This is a genomic window from Acidovorax sacchari (genome assembly GCF_042847045.1).
Taxonomy (GTDB): domain Bacteria; phylum Pseudomonadota; class Gammaproteobacteria; order Burkholderiales; family Burkholderiaceae_C; genus Paracidovorax; species Paracidovorax sacchari.
Window position 1 is genome coordinate 2,679,098 of sequence record NZ_AP035783.1, and the last position, 21,655, is coordinate 2,700,752.

At 70.1% G+C, this 21,655-nt stretch carries 17 protein-coding genes; 8 read left to right on the forward strand and 9 right to left on the reverse strand.

Going from position 1 to position 21,655, the window contains the following annotated elements; all coding sequences use genetic code 11:
• Positions 1-73 precede the first annotated feature (73 nt).
• Complete coding sequence (locus tag ACGHC0_RS12145) at positions 74-2,455, reverse strand: TonB-dependent siderophore receptor (RefSeq protein WP_415268327.1); 2,382 nt, start codon at positions 2,453-2,455, stop codon at positions 74-76.
• A 426-nt stretch (positions 2,456-2,881) separates the two neighbouring features.
• On the opposite strand from ACGHC0_RS12145, the gene ACGHC0_RS12150 reads away from it, so the two are divergent.
• Positions 2,882-4,363, forward strand: coding sequence for a PLP-dependent aminotransferase family protein (locus ACGHC0_RS12150; RefSeq protein ID WP_415268328.1), 1,482 nt, complete (start codon positions 2,882-2,884; stop codon positions 4,361-4,363).
• Between the two features lie 193 nt (positions 4,364-4,556).
• Here the strand turns inward: ACGHC0_RS12150 and ACGHC0_RS12155 are convergent, their stop codons facing one another.
• Positions 4,557-6,014: a sensor histidine kinase gene (locus tag ACGHC0_RS12155; protein WP_415268329.1), complete on the reverse strand. Its 1,458-nt coding sequence runs from the start codon at positions 6,012-6,014 to the stop codon at positions 4,557-4,559.
• Positions 6,015-6,036: 22 nt separating this feature from the next.
• Positions 6,037-6,726 (reverse strand): response regulator, encoded by a 690-nt coding sequence (locus ACGHC0_RS12160; RefSeq protein ID WP_368355444.1) that lies wholly within the window; start codon positions 6,724-6,726, stop codon positions 6,037-6,039.
• Positions 6,727-6,855: 129 nt separating this feature from the next.
• On the opposite strand from ACGHC0_RS12160, the gene ACGHC0_RS12165 reads away from it, so the two are divergent.
• From ACGHC0_RS12165 to ACGHC0_RS12175, 3 genes are all read left to right on the forward strand, one after another.
• Positions 6,856-7,815 (forward strand): Bug family tripartite tricarboxylate transporter substrate binding protein, encoded by a 960-nt coding sequence (locus tag ACGHC0_RS12165; protein WP_368355445.1) that lies wholly within the window; start codon positions 6,856-6,858, stop codon positions 7,813-7,815.
• 117 nt (positions 7,816-7,932) lie between these two features.
• A complete protein-coding gene (locus ACGHC0_RS12170; RefSeq protein WP_368355446.1) occupies positions 7,933-8,490 on the forward strand; it encodes a tripartite tricarboxylate transporter TctB family protein in 558 nt (185 codons plus the stop codon).
• A gap of 2 nt (positions 8,491-8,492) precedes the next feature.
• Positions 8,493-10,004: a tripartite tricarboxylate transporter permease gene (locus ACGHC0_RS12175; RefSeq protein WP_368355634.1), complete on the forward strand. Its 1,512-nt coding sequence runs from the start codon at positions 8,493-8,495 to the stop codon at positions 10,002-10,004.
• 173 nt (positions 10,005-10,177) lie between these two features.
• On the opposite strand, the gene ACGHC0_RS12180 is transcribed toward ACGHC0_RS12175, so the two are convergent.
• From ACGHC0_RS12180 to ACGHC0_RS12190, 3 genes are all read right to left on the reverse strand, one after another.
• Complete coding sequence (locus tag ACGHC0_RS12180) at positions 10,178-11,368, reverse strand: PepSY-associated TM helix domain-containing protein (RefSeq protein WP_368355447.1); 1,191 nt, start codon at positions 11,366-11,368, stop codon at positions 10,178-10,180.
• Positions 11,369-11,399: 31 nt separating this feature from the next.
• The gene (locus ACGHC0_RS12185) at positions 11,400-13,601 is read right to left on the reverse strand and encodes a TonB-dependent receptor (RefSeq protein WP_368355448.1); all 2,202 of its coding nucleotides are present in this window, start codon (positions 13,599-13,601) and stop codon (positions 11,400-11,402) included.
• Positions 13,602-13,736: 135 nt separating this feature from the next.
• Positions 13,737-14,006: a hypothetical protein gene (locus ACGHC0_RS12190; protein WP_368355449.1), complete on the reverse strand. Its 270-nt coding sequence runs from the start codon at positions 14,004-14,006 to the stop codon at positions 13,737-13,739.
• 291 nt (positions 14,007-14,297) lie between these two features.
• On the opposite strand from ACGHC0_RS12190, the gene ACGHC0_RS12195 reads away from it, so the two are divergent.
• Both ACGHC0_RS12195 and ACGHC0_RS12200 read left to right on the forward strand, forming a co-directional pair.
• Entirely contained in the window at positions 14,298-16,430 is a 2,133-nt protein-coding gene (locus tag ACGHC0_RS12195) for a D-(-)-3-hydroxybutyrate oligomer hydrolase (protein WP_368355450.1), read from the forward strand.
• A gap of 113 nt (positions 16,431-16,543) precedes the next feature.
• Positions 16,544-16,948: a polyhydroxyalkanoate granule-associated phasin gene (locus ACGHC0_RS12200; RefSeq protein ID WP_368355451.1), complete on the forward strand. Its 405-nt coding sequence runs from the start codon at positions 16,544-16,546 to the stop codon at positions 16,946-16,948.
• Positions 16,949-16,970: 22 nt separating this feature from the next.
• Here the strand turns inward: ACGHC0_RS12200 and hemH are convergent, their stop codons facing one another.
• Positions 16,971-18,026 (reverse strand): ferrochelatase, encoded by a 1,056-nt coding sequence (gene hemH / locus ACGHC0_RS12205; protein ID WP_415268330.1) that lies wholly within the window; start codon positions 18,024-18,026, stop codon positions 16,971-16,973.
• Positions 18,027-18,077: 51 nt separating this feature from the next.
• Here hemH and ACGHC0_RS12210 point away from each other — a divergent pair, with 51 nt between their 5' ends.
• Complete coding sequence (locus tag ACGHC0_RS12210) at positions 18,078-18,833, forward strand: HAD family hydrolase (RefSeq protein ID WP_368355453.1); 756 nt, start codon at positions 18,078-18,080, stop codon at positions 18,831-18,833.
• 68 nt (positions 18,834-18,901) lie between these two features.
• On the opposite strand, the gene ACGHC0_RS12215 is transcribed toward ACGHC0_RS12210, so the two are convergent.
• Positions 18,902-19,711 (reverse strand): alpha/beta fold hydrolase, encoded by an 810-nt coding sequence (locus ACGHC0_RS12215; protein ID WP_368355454.1) that lies wholly within the window; start codon positions 19,709-19,711, stop codon positions 18,902-18,904.
• Entirely contained in the window at positions 19,711-21,024 is a 1,314-nt protein-coding gene (locus ACGHC0_RS12220) for an O-acetylhomoserine aminocarboxypropyltransferase (RefSeq protein ID WP_415268331.1), read from the reverse strand. Before ACGHC0_RS12220 ends, ACGHC0_RS12215 begins: the two co-directional genes overlap by 1 nt.
• Before the next feature lie 105 nt (positions 21,025-21,129).
• Here ACGHC0_RS12220 and ACGHC0_RS12225 point away from each other — a divergent pair, with 105 nt between their 5' ends.
• Positions 21,130-21,582 (forward strand): CBS domain-containing protein, encoded by a 453-nt coding sequence (locus ACGHC0_RS12225; protein ID WP_011796073.1) that lies wholly within the window; start codon positions 21,130-21,132, stop codon positions 21,580-21,582.
• Positions 21,583-21,655: the final 73 nt, after the last annotated feature.

Genomic DNA, 21,655 nt, shown 5'->3' on the forward strand with positions numbered 1-21,655 from the left:
ATGGATGCGGGACGCAGGCAGGCCGCGCGGGCAGGACATTGCGGCGCGGCCGCATGCCCTGGTGGAAGAGCCTTCAGAACTTGTGCTGATAGGTCAGCGTGTACGTGCGCTTGTCATACATGGGCACGTACAGGGGGGAGGAGGATGCGGCGTACAGCGTGCGGTCCGCCAGGTTCTTCACGCCCAGCCGCAGCGACCATTGCGGCTGCGTGTAGGCGATGCCGGCGTCGATGCGGGCGCCGCCGGGCAGGCGCGTGGCCGCGTCGGTGAATCCCATCCGCGAGCTGCCCCAGGCGCTGATGCCGAAGGCGAGGCTCACGCCGCGCAGCCCATCCGACTGGAAGTCGTAGGTGCTCCACACGCTGGCCTGGCTGTTGGGGCCAACACCGGGCCGTGCCAGCGGATCGGACAGGCTCTTGCGCTTGTTGTAGGAGTAGTTGGCGATGAGGTTGAGCCCGCGCATGGGCTGGCCCGAGGCCTCCAGCTCCACGCCCTGGGTTCTCTGCCCGTCGATCAGGTCATTGCAGTTGAGCGGGCGGTTGCTCCGCAGGAGGTTGGTCTGATCGAGCTGGAACACGGCCGCCGACCAGGAGAAGCGATCTTCCACATTGCTCTTGATGCCCAGTTCCTTGCTCTTCGACAGCGTGGGTGGGGTCGCCGGCGAGTTCGTGCCGCAGATGGACAGGTCGGAGAAGAGCGGCGAGAAGCCTTCGGCATAGCTCCCGTAGATCGAGGTGTTCCAGTCCAGGTTGTAGATCAGCCCGGCATTGACGGTGTTCTTGCTGAACGATCTCTTGGGGGACGTCGTCGCTGGCGTGGGCGGCGTCGTGTACGCGATGGTGGTGCCGGGGCCGAGGTCCATGCTCGAGTGGCGCAGGCCCGCCACCAGCGTCCACTGCTCCCACTTCACGGTGTCCTGGATGTAGATGCCCCGCTGGGTTTGCGGTGAATGAATGTTGTACGCGCGGCTCGCATCGCTGCGCTCGAGGGCCGGGAAGGGGTATTGCGTGGGCTGGCCGAAGGGCACGGCCGCCCTGGGGCCCGTGTACTGGGTCTGGTCCAGGGAATAGTTGGTGTGGTTGACGCCCGCCACCAGGCTCTGGTCCAGCGGCCCGGTCTTGAACTTGTATGTCAGGTAATGGTCGCCGCCGGTCGTGTCCTGCTTCATGTGGTTGATGGTGCCGCTGTAGCTGAGCAGCAGGTTGGGAACGCTGAGCGGGAACTGGGGCGTCCACAGGCTCAGATCCTGCTCGCTGCTGGTGCGCTGCATGCGGCTGGTGAACTGCAGCGCGTCGGAAAACGTGTGCTGCAGCGTGTAGAACACCGAGCGCGTGTCGAGATCGACGCCGTTGCTCCGGTTGCCGGGCAGGGTGGACGGAGCCGGCTCGATGAAGCCCCGGATCGCGATCGTGTACGGGTCCAGCGGCGTGTGCGACCTGGAGGCCGATGCGCCGACGATGACGTCCGTGTCCGCATTCTTCCAGCGCAGCTCTCCCAATCCGTAGTCCTGCGAGCGCCCGTCGTAGCCTGCGGCGCTGCCGCTGGCGCGCGTCGCCGATCCGATCACGCGGTAGCTGAGCTCCTTGCTGTCGCCGATGGCGCCGGCCAGGTCGATGGTTCCGGTGCGCTCGGCGTGGCTGCCGTAGCTGACCGACACATCGCGGATGGGCTCGGTCGTCGGTTTCTTGGTGACGATGTTCAGGGTGCCGCCGAGGGCGTTCGCTCCAGCGAGCAGGGCCTGCGGGCCTTTGAGGATCTCGATGCGCTCCACGCCGGCGACGTTGGTCTTGTAGGAGTTGGGATCGCTCAGCCCATTGGACAGCATGCCGGTGCCCGCGCCGAAGCCGCGGATGTTGAAACCGCTGCCCCCTTGCGTGGCCGGTATCGTCACCACACCGGCCACGTTCCTGAGTGCGTCTTCGACCGTGGCGGACTGCTGGGTCTCCAGCACCTTGGCCGTCAGCACCGTGACCGACTGCGGCACGTCGAGCAGGTCGGCACCGCCCCGCGTCGCGGTGGAGGAGCTGGACGCGCGGAACCCGGTTTCGGCCTCGTCGCGCTTGGCCGTCACGGCCACGGCCGCCAACTGCTGCACGAACACGCGGATCGAGCCGTCCGGGCCCGTGTTCATGGTCAGGCCGCTGCCCGAGATGGCGGCCTGGACGGCGCCCTGCTCGCTGGTTTGTCCGGAGATCGCGGGTGCCTGGAGCCCCTTCACGTCGGCTTCCTCGAACTGAACGCGCTTTCCGCTGATCCTGGAGATCGCCTGCAGTGTGGCCGAGAGGGGGCCCGCGGGAATGGAGAAGTCCCGCTGCGCAGCGGCCTGCGCCGCTGCCGCAGGTTGGCCCTGCTGCTGGGCATGCACGGCCGCCGGCAGTGCGAGGGCGAGGGCGGCGCAGACGGCGGTGGAGCGGAACGGAGCCGGGCGGAGCATCGGGGACGTGGTGGACAACATGGCGGGAATCCTCTGGAAGGGCATGGTTTGCGAAATCGCTCTCAACAGATGCAATTAGTGTTCCATACGCTTTTCATCTGGCTTGCGCGGCCGTTGCGCTCCTGCATTTGGGCGGCGGCTCCTATTTGGATTCCGGGCGTGAAAAGTGTTTGGTACAGTTTTATTGTGACACTTTGTCCGTCGCGCAGGATCGGGGTATGTACGGATGGGCTGCCGCCGATGTCATACGTGCGCCGGCAAGGTGCAGGGGGATGCACCATGTTGTGGCGGAACGGTGGCGAGAAAGGCGCGTGCTCTCTTCTGGCGCGTCATGGTGGATGACTGACTGTATGTGGCAGTTTTTCTGGGACAGTCCTGCAACGGCTCCGGCGGTCTATCATCCGCGGACCCCTTCCACATCTCCATCCTTCCGACAGCGCACCGTCCATGCCAGCCACCCCCAAGCCGAAGCCGGGCCCCAGGCCGCAGAAAAACCAGGCCTCGCCACAGGCCGCCCGCGCCAGCGGAGCGCTCATCGACCGGATCTTCGATGACGTCAGGGGCCGGATCGAAAACCGGGCGCTGGCTGTCGGGGAGCGGCTGCCATCGGTACGCGCGATGGCAGCCAGCATGGACATCAGCAATGAAACCGTTCTGCGCGCCTACGACAAGCTGGTGGCAGCGGGCTACCTGGAGGCGCGCCGTGGCTCGGGCTTCTACGTATCGCCCGAGGCCCTTCAAGTGGGCAAACCGGCTTCGCCACAACGGTGGAACGGGCCGCCGGCCCAGAATGCCTGGGACCATTTGCTGTATTCCAGGGGGCCCGATGGCGATTCCGCACTCGGCACGCTGCCCGCCGAGTGGATCGGCACCGAGGTGCTGTCCGGTGCCCTGCGGTCACTGGCTGCCCGGCCACCTGCGAACCTGTCCGAATATTCGGACCACCGCGGGTGGCCGCCGCTGCGCGAAGCCCTGGTGGCCAAGCTGCGGATGGCCGGCATCGATGCCACGCCCGACCAGATCATGACCACGGCGGGGGGCGCCGATGCGCTGAATCTCGTGATCTGGTCGCTGCTCTACCAGGGCCAGTACGTGGTGGTGGAGGAGCCGGCATCATTCATCCATACCCAGCGCCTGCTCGCCAGCGGCATCTGGATACTGCGTGTGCAGCGCCTGGAGGACGGTCCGGACCTGGAACGGCTCGCGGAACTGTGCGAGCAATACAAGCCCAAGGCCTTCCTCTGCAGCTCGGTGCTCCAGAACCCGACATCCACCAACCTGTCACCGCGCAAGGCCCACCAGTTGCTCAAGCTCGCGGAGCAGCACGACATGTGGATCGTGGATGACGACACCTACGGCGACCTGCTGCCACGCAGCCGGCTGGGCGAGACGGCACGCCTGGCGGCGCTGGACCATTTCGAGCGGGTGATCCATATCGGCAGTTTCTCGAAGACCGTGGCGCCGGCATTGCGGTCCGGCTTCCTGGTGGCCAACAGCCAGCGCATGAGGCGACTGATGCTGATGCGCTCGGTCAGCGCGATCCACTCCTCGCTGCTCACGGACCAGATCGTGCACCACCTGCTCAGCGAAGGCGGCTACGAGCAGCATTGCGAGAAGCTGCAGAAAAAGCTGGCTGCCCGTGGCAAGGCGCTGCTGGCGAAAATTCGCGCGCGGGGCTGGCAGGCGGCCGAGACGGGAGCGGGCATGTACCTGTGGATGTCTCCCGGCGAAGCCATCGATGGCGGGGCTGTATGGCGGGCTCTGGCCGCGTACGGCGTCATGGTCGCGAACGAAAGCATTTTCACGAGCGAGATGATCGAATCGCACGTGCGTCTCAACATCGCTCGCACCGACGATGCTCTGCTGGACCGGATCGCGGCCGCCATTGCCGGCATCGGGGGCGCAGCGGGCCCCGCCGGCATGCCCTGACCCGGATGTGACGTGCCGGCCGCACGCGGGTGCCCGGCTGCCGCTGGCTGTCAGCCATTCGTAAGGGGCATGCCCACAATCGACGGCACCGGGCGGGCGCATGGCGCCTCCCGGGGATTCGGGCTGTGACCGGGCCGCAGCGCCTGCCCGACTTGGGCCCGCCCTCCGTGGCGGGCATTTCTTTGCGCCGTCGTCAGGGCATGGACCTCTTCCTCTCCGTGCCCGGCGCATGGCCGTCCCGGGCCAGCGGCAACCGCACCACGGCATCGAGGCCGGCCACGCGGCTGCCGTCCATGCGGTTCGACAGTTCGATCTGCCCGCCGAGCGCCCGCACGATTTCCTGGCAGATGGCCAGCCCCAGCCCGGAGCCGGTCCGCACGTCGCCCGCGGAGAACGGCTGGAAGAGGCGCTGCGCCAGATCGGCGTCGATGCCCGGTCCGCTGTCGGCCACCGTCAGTGCCGCATGGCGCCCGTCCGTGACCAGTTCGACCGACAGCAGGCCGGATTCGGGCGTGTGCCGGATCGCGTTGTGCAGGAGGTTGCGGGCCAGTTCGCGCAGCATCCACTCGTGGGCCTGCACGGGAGCGGGCTCCGTGTGGATGCCGAAATCCAGGTCGCGCTGAGCGATCAGGGGCGAAAGCTCGAGCGCGATCGCGCGCAGCTCCTCGTCCAGGCGGGTCACGGGCGGCGCGCTCTGCTGGCGCAACTGCTCCACCTTGGCGAGCGCCAGCATCTGGTTGGCGAGCTGCGTGGCGCGGTCCACGGTGTCGCGGATTTCCAGCAGCGCCTGCCGGGGCGCCACGTCGCCGCGCAGCGCCGACTGCACCTGCACCTTCAGCACGGCCAGGGGCGTGCGCAGCTGGTGCGAGGCATCGCGCACGAAGCGCTGCTGGTGCGCCAGCAGGTGGGCCAGCCGGCCCATCACGTGGTTCGTGGCCTCGACCAGGGGCTGCAGTTCGCGCGGCGCACCGGGCGCTTCGAGGGGGCGCAGGTCCTCCTCGGGCCGGTTCTGCAGCTGCTCGCTGAGCTGCCGCACCGGGCGCACCGCCCACTGCACCACCAGCGCCACGATCAGCGCGACGACCAGCGCCAGCAGGGCCTGGCGGGCGAGGGTGGCCTGCAGGATCTGCAGCGCGAGGGTGCGCCGCAGCTCCAGGGTTTCGGCCACCTGGATCACCGCCATGCCGCGGCCCGTCGGGCTGGCGACCGGCTGCAGCAGCACGGCGACGCGCACCGGCTGGCCGCGGAATTCGTCGTCGTAGAAGTCCACCAGCGCGGCATAGGGCGGCCGTGCAGGAATGCGCCCATGCCAGAACGGTAGCTCGGCGAAGCCCGACACCAGTCCGCCGTGCAGGTCCGACACGCGGTAGAACATGCGGCTCTGGTTGTCCGCCTCGAAGGCCTCCAGCGCGGAGTAGGGCACCGTGGCCCGCAGCCGGGCCTGCCCGTCATAGCCCGACACGTCGATCTGCTCGCCGATCGTCTTGGCGGACGCTAGCAGCGTGCGGTCGTATGCCGTGTGCAGGGCCGACAGCGTCTGGCGGTAGAGGCTGGCCGTGTTGTAGGCGATGAACAGCGCCACCGGCACCAGGATGCCCAGCAGCAGCCGCCGCCTCAGCGACTGGGACCGGTCGGCCCGGCCGCGGTTCACGCCGTTTTCCCCCGTGCGCGCCTCATGCGTCGGCCTTGAGCAGGTAGCCCAGCCCCCGCAGCGTCATGAGCGTGAGCCCGGTACCTGCCAGCTTCTTGCGCAGCCGGTACACCACCACTTCGATGGCTTCGTACTGCACATCCAGCTGCCCAGGGAACACCAGTTCATAAAGCCGCTCCTTGGCCACGGCGTGGCCCGGCTGGGCGAGCAGGGCGTGCATGAGGGCCAGCTCGCGCGGCGTCAGCTCCATCACCTCGCCATCGCGGTAGATGGCCCCGCTGTCCTTCTCGTAGCGGATCGCGCCGATGGACACCGTGGAGGGCGCGGCGGGCGGCCGCGCTTCCGACAGGTCCCCCAGCCGGCGCACCAGCGCGCGCAGGCGCGCCTCCAGTTCGTCCAGGTCGAACGGCTTGGGCAGGTAGTCGTCGGCGCCGGCATTGAGCCCCAGCACCCGGTCGCCCACGGTGCCGCGGGCGGTGAGCAGCAGCACCGGCGTGCGCAGGCCCCGGGCCCGCGCCTGCTGCAACACCTGCAGGCCGTCCAGCCCGGGCAGCGTCAGGTCCAGCACCACGGCATCGGGCGGGCGCGAGGCCCACTGCGCCAGCGCGGCCCGGCCGTCGCCGAGCGCGGTCACTTCCATGCCGCGGCGCGCGAGCGAACGCTGCAGCGTGGCCTGCATGGCGGGATCGTCTTCCACGAGAAGCAATTGCATGCGCGGGACCATAGCACCGGGCGCTGCCGGTGCCCCCATGGGTGTTTTCCCTGAGTCGGCGGACAGCCGTTTGACAGGAAGCGGGCGCATCATCGGCCCCGTTCGCCAAACCACAAGGAGACAAGAGACATGCGTCGCGATACCTTCCTCAAATCCCTGGCGGCCCTCGCGGCCGCGGGCACGCTGCCGCTGTCGGCCCGCGCCGCAGCCGCCATCCGGATGCTGCTGCCCGCCAACCCCGGCGGCGGCTGGGACACCACCGGCCGTGCGCTCGGCAAGGCGATGCAGGACGCGGGCGTGGCCTCGTCCGTCACCTACGACAACAAGGGCGGCGCGGCCGGCGCCATCGGCCTGGCGCAGTTCGTCAATTCCGCCAAGGGCGACCCCAACTCCCTGATGGTGATGGGCTCGGTCATGGTGGGCGGCATCATCACCGGCAAGCCGCCGGTCAACCTGTCGCAGGCCACGCCGATCGCGCGCCTGACGAGCGAATACAACGTGTTCGTGCTGCCCGCCAACTCGCCGTTCAAGTCGATGGCCGAGGTGATCGCCCAGCTCAAGAAGGACCCGGGCAGCGTGAAGTGGGGCGGTGGCTCGCGCGGCTCCACCGAGCACATCGCGGCGGCCATGATCGCGCGCGAGGTCGGCGTGGACCCGGCTAAGATCAACTATGTCGCGTTCCGTGGGGGTGGCGAATCCGTCGCGGCGATCCTGGGCGGCAACGTCACCATCGGCGGTGGCGGCTACAGCGAGATGGCCGAATACATCAACACGAAGAAGATGGTGCCGGTGGCCGTCACGTCGGGCCAGCGCCTGAAGGGCTCGAGCGTGCCCACGCTCAAGGAGCAGGGCATCAACGTCGAGATCGGCAACTGGCGCGGCGTCTATGCGCCCCCGGGCATCTCCGCGCCGCAGCGCAAGGCGCTCATCGACATGGTGGCCCAGGCGACGAAGAGCAAGAGCTGGGCCGAATCCATGGAGAAGAACGACTGGACCGCCGCCTGGCTCGCGGGCGATGAATTCGGCGCCTTCGTGGATGCCGAGTTCGCCAGCATGCGCGCCACCATGGTCAAGGCCGGCATGGTCTGACCGCCGCGGCGGGCGCCATGCCCGCCGTGCTTCCCGAGTTTTCCTCTTTCTCCTACCGCTTCGCGCGGCCGGGCGGCGCGCCTGCGCGCCACGGCCGTTTTCCCGAGGACACCCATCATGTCAGAGCCTCTTGCTCCTACCGCGGCGGATGCCGACAGCGACGAGGGCGCCGTCCCGTCCCGGCGCGCCCAGACCATCGTGGGCGGCGGCGTGCTGCTCGTGGCGGCGGCGCTCGCCGCGGGCGCCCTGCAGATCCCCGGCGACGCCGGCTACGGCGGCGTGGGCCCGAACTTCCTGCCCTGGCTGGTCGCGGCCGTGCTGGCCGTCTGCGGCGGATTCCTGCTCTGGGAAGCGGCCTCCGGCGGCTTCCGCTCCCTGGGCGCACCCGGCGGTGCGGCCCGCGCGGACAGGCAGGCCTTCGTCTGGGTATCGGCCGGGCTGCTGCTCAATGCCGCGCTCATCGGCACGGTGGGCTTCATCGTCAGCTGCACGCTCTGCTACGTGCTGGCCGTGCAGGGCCTGCGCCGCGCGGGCCGCCAGCCGGCCGCGGGCGCCGCACGCACCTGGGCCGTGGACGTGTTCACCGGCCTGGCCATTTCCGCGCCGGTGTTCTGGGCCTTCACGCAATTCCTGGCGATCAACCTGCCGGGGCTCACGCAAACGGGATGGCTGTGATGATGGATATTTTCAACGCCCTGCTGCAGGGCTTCGCGACGGCGGCCACGCCCGCCAACCTGCTGTGGGCCCTGGTGGGCTGCGCGCTCGGCACGGCCGTGGGCGTGCTGCCCGGCATCGGGCCCGCCGTGGCCGTGGCGATGCTGCTGCCCATCACGGCCAAGGTGGAGGTGACGGCCTCCATGATCTTCTTCGCCGGCATCTACTACGGCGCCATGTACGGTGGATCGACCACCTCCATCCTGCTGAACACGCCCGGTGAAACGGCCAGCATGGTCACCGCGATGGAGGGCAACAAGATGGCCAAGAGCGGGCGCGCGGGCGCGGCCCTGGCCACGGCGGCCATCGGCTCGTTCGTCGCCGGCACCATCGCCACCGTGGTGGTGACGCTGTTCGCGCCCTCCGTCGCCGAGTTCGCGGTCAAGTTGGGGCCGCCCGAATACTTCATGCTGATGGTGCTGGCCTTCACCACGGTGAGCGCGGTGCTCGGCCAGAGCACGGTGCGCGGCCTCACCGCGCTGTTCCTCGGCCTCGCGCTGGGCTGCGTGGGCATGGACCAGATCTCCGGCGCGGCGCGCTACACGCTGGGCCAGCCCGAACTGCTGGACGGCATCGACATCGTGCTGGTGGCCGTGGGCCTGTTCGCGGTGGCCGAGGTGCTGTATGCCGCCATGTACGAGGGCCGGCAGGTGGACACCCGCAACCCCATGGGCCGGGTCCACATGACGGCGCGCGACTGGAAGCGCTCCGTGCCCGCGTGGCTGCGCGGCACGCTGCTGGGCACGCCGTTCGGCTGCATTCCCGCCGGCGGCACCGAGATCCCGACCTTCCTCAGCTATGCGACCGAGAAGAAGCTGGCCAGGGGCGCGGACCGCGAGGAGTTCGGCAGCAAGGGCGCCATCGAAGGCGTGGCCGGCCCCGAAGCCGCCAACAACGCCACCGTCACCGCCGCGCTCATCCCGCTGCTCACGCTGGGCATCCCGACCTCCAACACCACGGCGGTGCTGCTGGGCGCATTCCAGAACTACGGCATCAACCCCGGCCCGCAGCTGTTCACCAGCTCGGCCGCACTGGTCTGGGCGCTGATCGCATCCCTCTACATCGGCAACGTGATGCTGCTGGTGCTCAACCTGCCCATGGTGGGCCTGTGGGTGAAGCTGCTCAAGATCCCGAAGCCGCAGCTCTACGCGGGCATCCTGATCTTCGCCACGGTGGGCGCCTACGGCATGCGCCAGAGCGCGTTCGACCTGTTCCTGCTCTACGGCATCGGCCTGCTGGGCGTGATGATGCGCCGCTTCGACTTCCCCACCGCGCCCGTGGTGGTCGGCATGATCCTCGGGCCGCTGGCCGAGGCGCAGATGCGCAATGCGATCTCGATCGGCGAGGGCAGTTGGTCGGTGTTCGTGACGCGGCCGATGTCGCTCACGCTCATCGTGATCGTCGTGGCCGTGCTGGTGCTGCCCCGCCTGCTGCGCGGCTGGGCCGCCCGGCGGTTGCGTGTGGCAACCCCCTGAGGCGCTTCGCGCCTTCCCCCTTCTCTCACGCTGCGCGTGGGAAGGGAGACGCAGCCAGCGCGGCGGGGCGGCCCTTGCGCGGCGGCCGCTGGCATGGCCTGCTCCGCGGCCTTCCGAGTGGTCGTGCCCGAGGTGGCTTTTGCGCTGCTGGCCCGGCGTTGTCTCGTGAGTTATCAGTTCCCCGCGGTGCGCGCCGCGGACGGCTCCAGCGGGGCGCCTTCGGGCGCCCCGTCGCGCTGGCGGCGGGAGGCCGTGTCCTTCTGCGTGGCGCCCGAACCCTTCTTCAGCCACAGGTAGAGCCCGCTGCCGAGCACGATGATGGTGGCGATGTCGAGCAGCGCCCAGAGGATCTGCATCGGCATGCCGGCATAGTCGCCGAAGTGCAGCGGCTGGGAGATGAGCAGGGCGGTCAGGTACCAGGGCAACTCCGGCGCAGCCGTGACCTGCGCCATGCGCGCGTCCACCAGCACGGGCTGGTAGAGCCGAGACGTGAGCGGTTCGTTGCCGCGCAGGAAGAAGGTGTTGTGGTGCGGGCTGGAGAACGCGGTGCCCGGGAAGGCGATGAACGACAGGCGCATGCCCGGGGCGCGCTCCAGCGCCGCGTCCAGCGATTGCTGCAGCGAGCCGCGTTCGGCCTGCGGGGTGACGGGCTGGCCCGCATAGGGCGCCAGCAGCGACGAAAGCTGGTCGTGCTGCCAGTACTTGATGACCAGGTCGGCCCAGGTATTGATCATGCCGGTGCCGCCCACCACGAAGGCCCACACCAGGGTGACGATGCCCAGCAGGTTGTGCAGGTCCAGCCATTTCACGCGGGTGGAACGCTGCTCGCGCACCGTGCCGAAGTCCAGCTTGCGCATGAAGGGCGCGTACAGCACCACGCCCGAGACAATGGCCACGAGCAGCAGCAGCCCCATGAAGCCCAGGAAGAGCTTGCCCGGCAGCCCCGCGAACAGGTCCACGTGCAGCTTGTACATGACGTACATGAAACCCTGGTCGAAGCGCGGCTGCGCGAGGATGGCGCCGGTGCGGCCGTCCACCGCCACCGAGCGGAAGTCGGTGGTCGGAGCGGGCGTGTGCGTGAGCGTGACGAACCACACGTTGGGGTCGTCCGCGTCCTGCGACGCGAACTGCACGATGCGGTCCGGATGCTGCGCGCGTGCCACCTCCAGCACCCGGTCCAGGCTGACCCGGCGCGTTTCCCCGGGCATCGGCGGTGCCTCGACCTCCGTGCCCAGCAAGTGGCCGATCTCGTGGTGGAAGATCAGCGGCAGCCCCGTCAGGCAGAGCAGGAGCATGAACACGGTGCACACCAGGCTGCTCCACTTGTGCAGCCAGGACCAGGTCTTGAGGGCTTTGGGGGTCATGTCGTCGTCCTGCTCCGGCGAAAATCCGCGCTCAGAAATCCACGCTGGCGCTCAGCGTGAAGGTGCGCGGCCCGCCCACCACGAGGTAACCCGAGCCGGGGTAGCCGCCGGACGAGGCCCAGTAGTTGCGATCGGCCACGTTGTCCACGCGGGCGCGCAGCGTCACGAGGCGGCCGCTCCATTCCGTGGCGTAGCGCACACCCAGGTCCAGGCGGGTCCAGCCGGGCACGCGCAGGGCGTTGGCGCCGTCGGCATAGCTGGCGCCCGTGTAGACGGCGCGCGTATCCAGCGCCAGGCCGGGCATGCCGGGAACGTCCCACTCCACGCCGGCATTGGCCTGCACGCGCGGCACGCCGATCACGCGCTTGCCGTCGGTGGCTGCGCTGCCCGTCCTCTGCTGCTTCGCGTCCAGCCAGGTCACGCCGCCCAGCAGGCGCAGGCCGCGCATGGCTTCGCCCTGCACGTCCAGTTCCACGCCCTGGTGGCGGTCCCTGCCGGAGGCGCTGAACACGTTCGAGGCATCCACGTAGGCGCGGGGCTTGGTGGTGCTGAAAAGCGCCAGGGACCCGCGCAGGCGGCCGCCGTCGTACTTCACGCCCACTTCCTTCTGCTTGGCGACATAGGGCGAGAGTTGCTGCCCGCTGTTGGCCACGGGCGCGCCGTTGGCGGTCGCCGGAGCGGTCTGGCCCTGGCTCAGGCTCTCGATGTAGTTGCCGTAGAGCGACCACTGCGGCGCCATCTTGAAAACGAGGCCCGCCATGGGGCTGTTGCGGCTCTGCTCGTAATGTGCGAGCAGCGCGGAGGTGCCGTAGGCGAAATCGGAGGTGTCCAGGCGCTGGTGGCGCAGGCCCACGGTGAGCAGCACCGTATCGTCCAGGAAGGAGAGCGTGTCGCCCAGGGCGTAGCTGAGCAGCCGCGTGCGGCCGGTGAGACGGGGGCTGGCCAGCGTGCCGCCATACAGCGTGGCGGCGCTGAAGGCCGGCTGCGCGGTGGGGCGGTACTGGTAGAGGTTGGAGGCGATGGTGTTGCGCCAGTCCATCGCGTACGCGTTGTCTTTCTCGGCCTCGAAATATGACACGGCCGCCACCCATTCATGGCCCACCGCGCCGGTGCGCAGCTTGCCGCGCAGGCCGATTTCGCCGGTGTCCACGCGGTCCTTGCGGGTGTTGTCGAAGCGGTAGGCCGTGCCCGCGCCCGTGGCGGCGTCGGTCACCGTCAGGTTGGCGAGCGAATTGGCTTCCTTGCCGCGACGCATGCCCCAGGCACCCCAGGCCGTGATGCCGGGCGACAGGTCCACCTCGCCGCGGAACGTGCCGAACACGTCGCGTTCGTTGGAGTACGCCCAGGGCTGCGAGAAATTGGCGGAGGCATCCGGCGCGGCGGGCACGGCGGTGGCGCCGGACAGCGACACGTTCGGCCGCGTGCCCTTCAGGCGGTGGTCCTGCCAGCCGATGTCGCCCGACAGGCGCACGTCGCGGCTGCGCCAGTCCAGGCCCAGGGCCACGAGGCCGAGCCGGCTCTTTTCATGGTCCACGGCGGTGTCGCCGTCCTGGTAGGCGGCATTGAAGCGGATGCCGGTGCTGCCGTCCGGCCCGAAGCGGCGGCCGATGTCCACCCCCGTCTCGATGCGGCCGCCCGACCCCGTGCCCACCGTCACGCGCGACAGCGGCTCGTTGGGCGCCCGCTTGGGCAGCAGGTTGACCGCGCCGCCGATGCCGCCGCCCGACGGCGTGGCGCCCGACAGGAAGGTGGAGGCGCCGCGCAGCACTTCCACGCGCTCGAACAGTTCTGTGGCGATGTACTGGCGCGGGAGCAGGCTGTAGAGGCCGTTGTAGGCCGTGTCGTCGGAGCCGAGGACGAAGCCGCGGATGAAGTACGCCTCCTGGAAATTGCCGAAACCGCGGGCCAGGCGCACGCCGGAGTCGTTCTGCAGCACCTCCCCAACGCTCCGGGCCTGCTTGTCCTGGATCAGCTCATTGGTGTAGCTGGTGATGCTGAAGGGGGTGTCCATCGCATCCTTCGTGCCCAGGATGCCGGCGCGTCCGCCGCGCGCCACCTGCCCGCCGGGATAGGCGGGAGAGAGGCCCTGGGCCGAGGCATCGGCGCTGGCGTTGACGGTCACCGTCGACAGCGCCGGCGCGTCGGTGGCGGCAGGCGCGGCGGATTGCGCGCCGGCCTGGGTGCCGAGCAGGGCGAGGGAAGCGGCAAGGGCAAGGGGATGGGGGCGGAACATGACGGAGGGCCTGGATGGGTGGAGCGCGAGACGCGGAGGGAGTGGAGGGGAAAGCGGGGAAGGGCCGCGGTCGGTGTGGCGCACGGCGGCGCAGCGGGGAAGGGGGCCGGACGGAAGCCCTGGAGGGCGCCGGAGTCAGCCGCGCCGCCGCAGCCAGCCGAACCACGCCATCACGGCCACGGGCACGCCCAGCGCGACCCACGACCAGGTATCGCCCCAGCCGTCCGATACCAGGGCGCTGACCAGTCCGCTGGCCGTGAGCACGCCCAGGGCGATGGGCCATCCCCACACACGGCCCGGACGGGCCGCTTCCGCGTGCGGCGCGGCGAACGCCTGGGAATCGGAGAGACCTGGGCTGGCCGCAGGGGATTGCGGCCCGGTGAGGGAGGCGGGCGTCGAGGGCATGGGCTGCTGGGGCTGGAGGGCGTGCCGGCCGGGGGAGCGAGAGGCGCCGACGGGGTCGGCACAGCAGGCCCCGGGGACGGGAGCGTCCGCCGGGGCACCCCACCAGGGCACTGTTCGCAAACCGCCATTCTAAAAGATATTGCGAATGGTTCGCATTGAAATTTATGGAATGTATGAAAGGGCCGACCCGCTGCCTGCCGGGCAGCGCTGCGGCGAACCGGTGGCCGGATGCCCCCTGGCGGGCGCGGATAGCCTCATACTCCGGCCACCCCAGAGAGGAGATTTCAGCCCATGACCGTCGTCTTTAAAACCGTCCCCCTGTTCATCGCCGCCCTGGCCGCTTCCTCCTGCGGGGGCGGGGGCAGCGGTGCATCGGTCGATTACGACTTCAATGCCCGCCCGTCCTACCTGAACGACCTGCGCCAGGCCAGCTACGACGGCGTCGGCGACGACCTGCTGACCGGCGGCCTGGGCCGCTCCGGCCTGCAGGACGATGCACCGCCGGGCTACGCGGGCAGCCAGCCCACGGCGGATGAGCTGCGGCGCAATGCCATCTACGTGAACTACCGGGCGCTGGTGGACACGACCTCCGACGGGGGCTACGGCCGGCTCTACGGTCCGAACGTGGACATCCAGGGCCGCGCGACAGCGGGCGAGGGCATGGTGGCCGGCACGGAAGCCATCGCCTATTCGGACGACGGCTCGGGGCGCCGCAACGTCACCCTGATGGTGCAGGTGCCGGATGCCTTCGACCGCACGCGCCCGTGCATCATCACCGCCACCTCGTCGGGCTCGCGCGGCATCTACGGCGGCATTCCCACCGGCGAGTGGGGCCTCAAGCGCGGCTGCGCCGTGGCCTATACGGACAAGGGCACGGGCACCGCGCCCCACGACCTGCAGGCCGATACCGTCGCGCTGATCGACGGCACGCGCACCAGCGCCACGCTCGCGGGCACGCGCGCCGCCTTCAACGCGGGCCTGTCGGCAGCGGACCTGGCGGCCTTCAATGCGGCCACGCCGCAGCGCCTGGCGTTCAAGCACGCGCATTCCGGGCAGAACCCGGAAAAGGACTGGGGCCGCTCCACCCTGCAGGCGGTCGAGTTCGCGTTCTATATCCTCAACGAGCGCTTCGGCGACCGCTCACCGGGCGGGCAGCCGCTGCGCACCTTCACGCCGGCCAACACGACGGTGATCGCCTCCAGCCTGTCGAACGGCGGCGGTGCGGCGATCGCGGCCGCCGAGCAGGACACCCAGGGCCTGATCGACGGCGTGGCCGTGTCGGAGCCGTCGGTGCAGATGCCGGCCAACGCGGGCATCACCGTGCAGCGCGGCGGGCGCACCGTGGCCGTGAACGGCCTTCCGCTGATCGACTACACCACCCAGGCCCATCTCTACCAGGCCTGCGCCGCGCTCGCGCCCTCGCTGGCCTCCACGCCCTTCGCGGCGGCCTTCGCCATCCGCTTCGCGGACCCGGCCTTCCCGGTGGCCGCCAACCGCTGCGCCGGCCTGAAGGCCCAGGGCCTGCTCTCGGCCACCACCACGGCCGCCCAGGCGGAAGAAGCCCTGGCGCGCCTGACGGCCTATGGCTGGGAGCCCGAGTCGGGAGCGCTGCACGCCTCGCTCGCGGCGTTCGAAGTGGCTCCGTCCATTGCCGTCACCTATGCCAACGCGCTCTCGCGCGCCAGCGTCCAGGACCGGCTGTGCGGCTACAGCTTCGCGACCACGTCGGCCATCGGCGCGGTGCAGCCCACGCCCGCCGCGGTGACGAACACCCTGTTCGCCACCGGCAACGGCATCCCGCCCACCGCCGGCGTGCAGCTTGTCAACGACCGCAGCCGCGGCGTGCCGGTGCGCGACCTGTTCTCGTTCAACGCCGCAGGCGTGCCCACATGGAACCTGGAAGGCGCGCTCTGCCTGCGCAGCCTGGTGACGGGCACCGACACGGCCGCCCGGCGCCTGCAGGCCGGCCTCGACGAAACCCGCCGCACCGGCAACCTGCAGGGCAAGCCCGCCATCATCGTGCACGGCCGCGACGACGCGCTCATCCCGGTCAACCACACCTCGCGCCCCTACGCCGCCCTGAACCGGCGCGTGGAAGGTCCGGCCAGCCGCCTGAGCTACATCGAGGTCACGAACGCCCAGCATTTCGATGCCTTCATCGGCCTGCCTGCCACGCTGCCGGGATACGACAGCCGCTACATACCCCTGCACCTGTACCTCAACCGGGCGCTGGATGCCATGTACGCGCACCTCGTGAGCGGCCAGCCGCTGCCGGCCAGCCAGGTGGTGCGGACCGTGCCGCGCGGCGGCACGCCGGGCAGCGCTCCCGCGATCACCGCCGCGAACGTGCCACCCATCGCGGCCACTCCGGCGGCGGCCGATGCCATCGCCATCACCAGCGGTGCCATCGCCGTGCCGGACTGACCTGCGGCAGCCCGGCCTCCCCTGCGGGTAAACCCCCGCGGCGCGCGCGGTTGCTCGGAGCCGGCGCCCGGGCCGGCCGGTAGAGTGGGGGGCCGCCACTTCGAGGAATGCCCATGTCCGGTCCTTCGTCCCGCCGCACCCGTTCCCTGGCACGCCAGGGGGCCGAACTCGCCATGGCCGTGCCCCCCGTCGTCGCGCACCGCGTGGCGCGCATGGCCCTCGCTGGCGCCAACCCCTCTCAGCGCGACCGGCGCGAATTCGGCCGCATGGTCGCCGAGAAGCAGTGGGCCTTCATGCAGTCCTGGGCCGCCATGGGCATGCAGGCCCTGCTGGCCCAGCAGGCCATGGCGGCCAGCATGATGCGGCTGTGGTGGACGCCCTGGACAGCGGCCACCGGCCCGCAGCTGGCGCGCCAGTGGCAGGACGCGGCGGCCGGCGTGTTCGGCAAGGGGCTCGTCCCGGTCCACCGGGCGGCGGTGGCGAACGCCCGCCGCCTGGCGCGCACGCCCCTGGTGTGAGGGCCGGACTGGCTGCAGGTGCTCAGCGGGCAGCGGCCGCGAGAGGCGGCATCCCGGTATCCCAGCCCGACAGGTGCTCCTGCGCGATCCGGCTCAGGGCCGTGATCCAGGTGCTGTCCGCGTTCAGGCAGGGGATATAGCGGAATTCCTTGCCGCCCGCATGCAGGAAGGCCTCGCGCGCCTCCTGGTTGATTTCCTCCAGCGTTTCCAGGCAGTCGCTGGTGAACCCCGGGCACATCACATCCACGCTGCGCGTGCCGCCCCGGGCCATCTCGATGAGCGTCGGCTCGGTGTAGGGCTCGAGCCACTTGGCCTTGCCGAAGCGGGACTGGAAGGTGACCCGGTAGCGCTCCGGCGCCAGGCCCAGCGCCTGTGCCAGCAGCGCGGCGGTCGCCAGGCACTCCTGCTGGTAGGGGTCGCCCAGGCGCACGGCGCGCTCCGGGATGCCGTGGAAGCTCATCACCAGCTGTTCTGCCGGCCCGCCCTCGCGCTGCCAGTGGGCGCGCACGCTGCGTGCCAGCGCGTCGATGTAGGCGGGATGGTCGTGGTAGCTGTTCACGAAACGCAGCTCCGGCAGGCGGCGCGTGCGCAGCGCATAGGCGCACACATCGTCCGACACGCTCGCGGTGGTCGTGCCCGAATATTGCGGATAGAGCGGCAGCACCAGCACGCGGTCCACGCCCCCGGCCTGCAGGGCCTTCAACTGGCCGGCGATGGACGGCTGCCCGTAGCGCATCGCATGCCGCACCTGCACCCGCAGCCCCGCCTCGCCCAGCCATCCACGCAGCAGCGTCGCCTGGCGCTCCGTCCACACGGCCAGGGGGGAACCCTCGGGCATCCAGATGCTGGCGTACTTGGCTGCGGATTTGGCCGGCCGGATGCGCAGGATGATGCCGTGCAGGATGGGCAGCCAGGCGGCGCGGGGAATCTCCACGATGCGCGGGTCGGACAGGAACTGTGCAAGATAGCGCCGCAGCGCGGGCGCGGTGGGCGCCTCGGGCGTGCCCAGGTTGCACAGCAGCACGGCGGTGCGGGGCATCGGGGCGGTCTGGGAGCGGTCGGCGGCGGATGCGTTCATGGGCGCGTAAGGGATGGGGGGGAGGCAATGGTTGCGCTATTCTCGGCCACCATGCTCGATACCGCCCGCATCCGCGCGATGACCCTTGATCTCGACGACACCCTCTGGCCGATCTGGCCGGCCATCCGGAGGGCCGAGCAGGTGCTGCGGGACTGGCTGGGAACGCGCGCCCCGGCCACGGCCGCCTTGCTGGCCGATGCCGAAACGGCCGCCGTGATCCGCGCCGATGTCGTGCAGGCGCATGCCCATCTCTCCCACGACCTGAGCGCCCTGCGGCGCGAAAGCATCCGCGCGGCGCTGCGGCGGGCCGGGGAGGACGAATCCCTCACCGAAGCGGCCTACGAGCTGTTCTTCGCGGAGCGCCAGCGGGTGGACCTGTATGACGACGCCATCGCCGCCCTCGAATTCCTCGCGCCGCGCTATCCGCTCGTGGCGCTCACCAACGGCAATGCGGACCTGCAACGCATCGGACTGGGCGGGTATTTCCAGGGAAGCGTGACGGCCCGCACCTTCGGCGTCGCCAAGCCCGATCCGCGCATCTTCCACGAGGCCGCGCAGCGCCTCGGCGTGCTGCCCGAGGCCGTGCTCCACGTGGGCGACGACGCCACCCTCGACGCCCACGGCGCCCTGCAGGCCGGCATGCAGGCCGTCTGGATCAACCGCACCGGCATCGCCTGGCCGCACGAGGGCCCGGAGCCCGCCGTGGTGGAAGACCTCACCGGCCTGTGCCGGCTGCTCGCACCACAGCTGTCACAGGCCCACCAGCAGGGCGGGGCGCTGCCCGCAGGCGCCGACCGCCGCTCGTAGCGCATCCCTTCGGGCGTCCCCTGCGGCGGCTCCGCTTTCGCGGAAAAGGCCCCCCGCGAGGGTCACCCTCAGGCGCCCAGGAAGGCGCGCAGCGTGTGCAACGTTTCCTCCGGCGCCTCCGTCATCAGGGAATGGCCCACGGGCAGCATCTCCACGCGCACGTCCCGCCCCGCCGCGCGCGCCGCCGCGATCAGGCCCTGGGCCGCGCGGGGCTGCGTCATCTGGTCCTGCGCACCCAGCGCGAACAGCACCGGGCAGGCGAGGGCGGCCACGGCGGCTTCTGCCCCCGCATAGCGGTCGCAGGCCACGAATCCCCGGTGGAACACGTTCACGTGCGGATTGCTGCGCAGCACGCGGCGGCCGAGCGCCATGCCTGCGCCGAAGGTCCAGAAGCCCGCGCCCGAGGGCGACACCAGGCTGCTGCGGGAGAACACGTTCACCATCCGCAGCGCCTTCTCGGGTTCGGTCAGCGAAGCTTCGATGAGCGCAGGGGACACCTTCATCGGGTAGGCCGTGCCCACCAGCGCCAGGTGCGTCGCGGCGGCACCCAGGCGCGCGGCCGCCTCCAGCGCGATCAGCGACCCCCAGCTGTGGCCCACGAGCGCCGCCCGCTCCACATCCAGCGCGCGCAGCAGCGAGACGATGAAATCCGCCGCCTCCTCCACGCTCTGCGGCGCTTCGCCCGCGCTGCGGCCATGGCCGGGCAGGTCCACCGCCAGCACGTTCCAGCCGTGGTGCGCGAGATGCCGGCTCTGGAATCCCCAGACGCTGTGGTCGTTGAGCACGCCGTGCACCATCACCACGGTGGGCCGCGCCGGGTCGAAGGGCCTGCCGCCCGTATAGCAGTAGGCCGAGTGGCCGTTGACGGTCACCTGCATCACGCACCCGCCTTTCCGCCGGCTTTTTCGGCGACCTTCAGCGCACGTTTCAGGTCGTCGATCAGGTCGTCCGCATCCTCCAGCCCGATCGACAGGCGGATCGTGCCCTGCGCGATGCCGGCCTGCGCCAGCGCCGCGTCGTCCATCCGGAAGTGCGTCGTGCTGGCGGGGTGGATCACCAGGCTGCGGCAGTCGCCCACGTTGGCGAGGTGGCTGAAGACCTTCAGCGACTCGATGAAGGCCCGGCCCTGCGCCCGGTCGCCGCGCAGGTCGAAGCTGAACACCGAGCCCGCACCGCGCGGCAGCAGGCGCTTCGCGAGCGCATGGCTGGGGTGCGACTCCAGCATCGGGTGGCCGACGCGGGACACGAAGGGGTGGCTCGCCAGGAACTCCACCACCCGTTCGGTGTTGCGCATGTGCCGTTCCATGCGCAGCGGCAGCGTCTCGATGCCCTGCAGGATCAGCCAGGCGGTGTGCGGGCTCATGCACGCGCCGAAATCGCGCAGCCCCTCGCGCCGCGCGCGCAGCAGGAAGGCGCCCACGGTGGACTCCTCGGAGAACACCATGCCGTGAAAGCCCGCGTATGGTGCGCAGAGCTCCGGGAAGTGCCCCGAAGCCTCCCAGTCGAAGCTGCCGCCATCGACCAGCACGCCGCCGATCACCGTGCCGTGGCCGGAGAGGAACTTGGTGGCGGAGTGATAGACCAGGTCGGCCCCGTGCTCCAGCGGGCGCATGAGCCAGGGGGAGGTGAGGGTGGAGTCCACCAGCAGCGGAACACCCGCCGCGTGGGCGATCTCCGCCACGGCCGGGATGTCCAGCACCTGCAGGCCCGGGTTGCCCACCGTTTCGCCGAACAGCAGGCGGGTCTCGGGCCGGATGGCGGCGCGCCAGCCGTCCAGGTCGTCCGGCTGCACGAAAGTGGTCTCGATGCCGAAACGACGCAGCGTGTAGTGCAGCAGGTTCTGCGAGCCACCGTAGAGCGCCGTGCTCGCCACGATGTGCCCGCCCGCGCCCGTCAGCGTGCTGACGGCCAGGTGCAGCGCGGCCTGGCCGCTCGCCACCGCGATGGCCCCGGCGCCGCCTTCGAGCGCCGCCACGCGCTGCTCCAGCACCGCGTTGGTGGGATTGCTGATCCGGCTGTACACGTGGCCGGGCCGTTCGAGGTTGAACAGCGACGCCGCATGGTCGCTCGATTCGAAGACGAACGAGGTCGTCAGGTGGATGGGCACGGCGCGCGCGCCGGTGGCCGGATCGGGCACGGCGCCCGCATGCAGCGCCAGCGTGTCGAAGCCGGGGTCGGAATAACCGGGCATTCGTTGTCTCCTGTGTGTGATCGCAGCGCAACATTGTGGGCTATATTGCGCAGGAAACACCGATCGGCCCGCCCCCGCGGCGCGGCGCCCCCCTGGAGACCTCCCATGAAAGTCAGCGACATCCTCCGCGTCAAAGGCAACACGCTCTTCACCGTCACCGCCGACGAACCCCTGGCGAAAGCCGTGGAGGTCATGGCGGACAAGGACATCGGCTCGCTGGTGGTGATGGACCACGGCGACCTGGTCGGCATGCTCACCTTCCGCGAGGTCATCCAGGCCGTCGTGAAGAACGGCGGCACCGTGGGCACCATGCTCGTGCGCACCGCCATGGACGACGCGCCCCTCACCTGCACGCTCGAAACCGAGATGGACGAGGTGCGCCGCATGATGCTCAACCGGCACGCGCGCTACATGCCGGTCATGGACAAGAAGATGCTCATGGGCGTGGTCAGCTTCTACGACGTGGCCAAGGCCGTGGTGGACAGCCAGAACTTCGAGAACCAGATGCTGAAGGCCTATATCCGGGACTGGCCAGAAGAAAAGGAAGCTACCCCCTGAGGCGCTGCGCGCCTTCCCCCTTCTCTCGCCGCGCTGCGCGCGCCGGGAAGGGGGACGACCCCAGGGGCCCGGC

Excerpts from the sequence above, each read along its gene's own strand:
- ACGHC0_RS12180 (WP_368355447.1), bottom strand. The coding sequence starts at position 11,368 with ATGACCCCCAAAGCCCTCAAGACCTGGTCCTGGCTGCACAAGTGGAGC.
- ACGHC0_RS12185 (WP_368355448.1), bottom strand. The coding sequence starts at position 13,601 with ATGTTCCGCCCCCATCCCCTTGCCCTTGCCGCTTCCCTCGCCCTGCTC.
- ACGHC0_RS12165 (WP_368355445.1), top strand. The coding sequence starts at position 6,856 with ATGCGTCGCGATACCTTCCTCAAATCCCTGGCGGCCCTCGCGGCCGCG.
- ACGHC0_RS12145 (WP_415268327.1), bottom strand. The coding sequence starts at position 2,455 with ATGTTGTCCACCACGTCCCCGATGCTCCGCCCGGCTCCGTTCCGCTCC.
- ACGHC0_RS12210 (WP_368355453.1), top strand. The coding sequence starts at position 18,078 with ATGCTCGATACCGCCCGCATCCGCGCGATGACCCTTGATCTCGACGAC.
- ACGHC0_RS12200 (WP_368355451.1), top strand. The coding sequence starts at position 16,544 with ATGTCCGGTCCTTCGTCCCGCCGCACCCGTTCCCTGGCACGCCAGGGG.
- ACGHC0_RS12190 (WP_368355449.1), bottom strand. The coding sequence starts at position 14,006 with ATGCCCTCGACGCCCGCCTCCCTCACCGGGCCGCAATCCCCTGCGGCC.
- ACGHC0_RS12175 (WP_368355634.1), top strand. The coding sequence starts at position 8,493 with ATGGATATTTTCAACGCCCTGCTGCAGGGCTTCGCGACGGCGGCCACG.
- ACGHC0_RS12170 (WP_368355446.1), top strand. The coding sequence starts at position 7,933 with ATGTCAGAGCCTCTTGCTCCTACCGCGGCGGATGCCGACAGCGACGAG.
- ACGHC0_RS12150 (WP_415268328.1), top strand. The coding sequence starts at position 2,882 with ATGCCAGCCACCCCCAAGCCGAAGCCGGGCCCCAGGCCGCAGAAAAAC.
- ACGHC0_RS12220 (WP_415268331.1), bottom strand. The coding sequence starts at position 21,024 with ATGCCCGGTTATTCCGACCCCGGCTTCGACACGCTGGCGCTGCATGCG.
- hemH (WP_415268330.1), bottom strand. The coding sequence starts at position 18,026 with ATGAACGCATCCGCCGCCGACCGCTCCCAGACCGCCCCGATGCCCCGC.
- ACGHC0_RS12195 (WP_368355450.1), top strand. The coding sequence starts at position 14,298 with ATGACCGTCGTCTTTAAAACCGTCCCCCTGTTCATCGCCGCCCTGGCC.
- ACGHC0_RS12215 (WP_368355454.1), bottom strand. The coding sequence starts at position 19,711 with ATGCAGGTGACCGTCAACGGCCACTCGGCCTACTGCTATACGGGCGGC.
- ACGHC0_RS12160 (WP_368355444.1), bottom strand. The coding sequence starts at position 6,726 with ATGCAATTGCTTCTCGTGGAAGACGATCCCGCCATGCAGGCCACGCTG.
- ACGHC0_RS12225 (WP_011796073.1), top strand. The coding sequence starts at position 21,130 with ATGAAAGTCAGCGACATCCTCCGCGTCAAAGGCAACACGCTCTTCACC.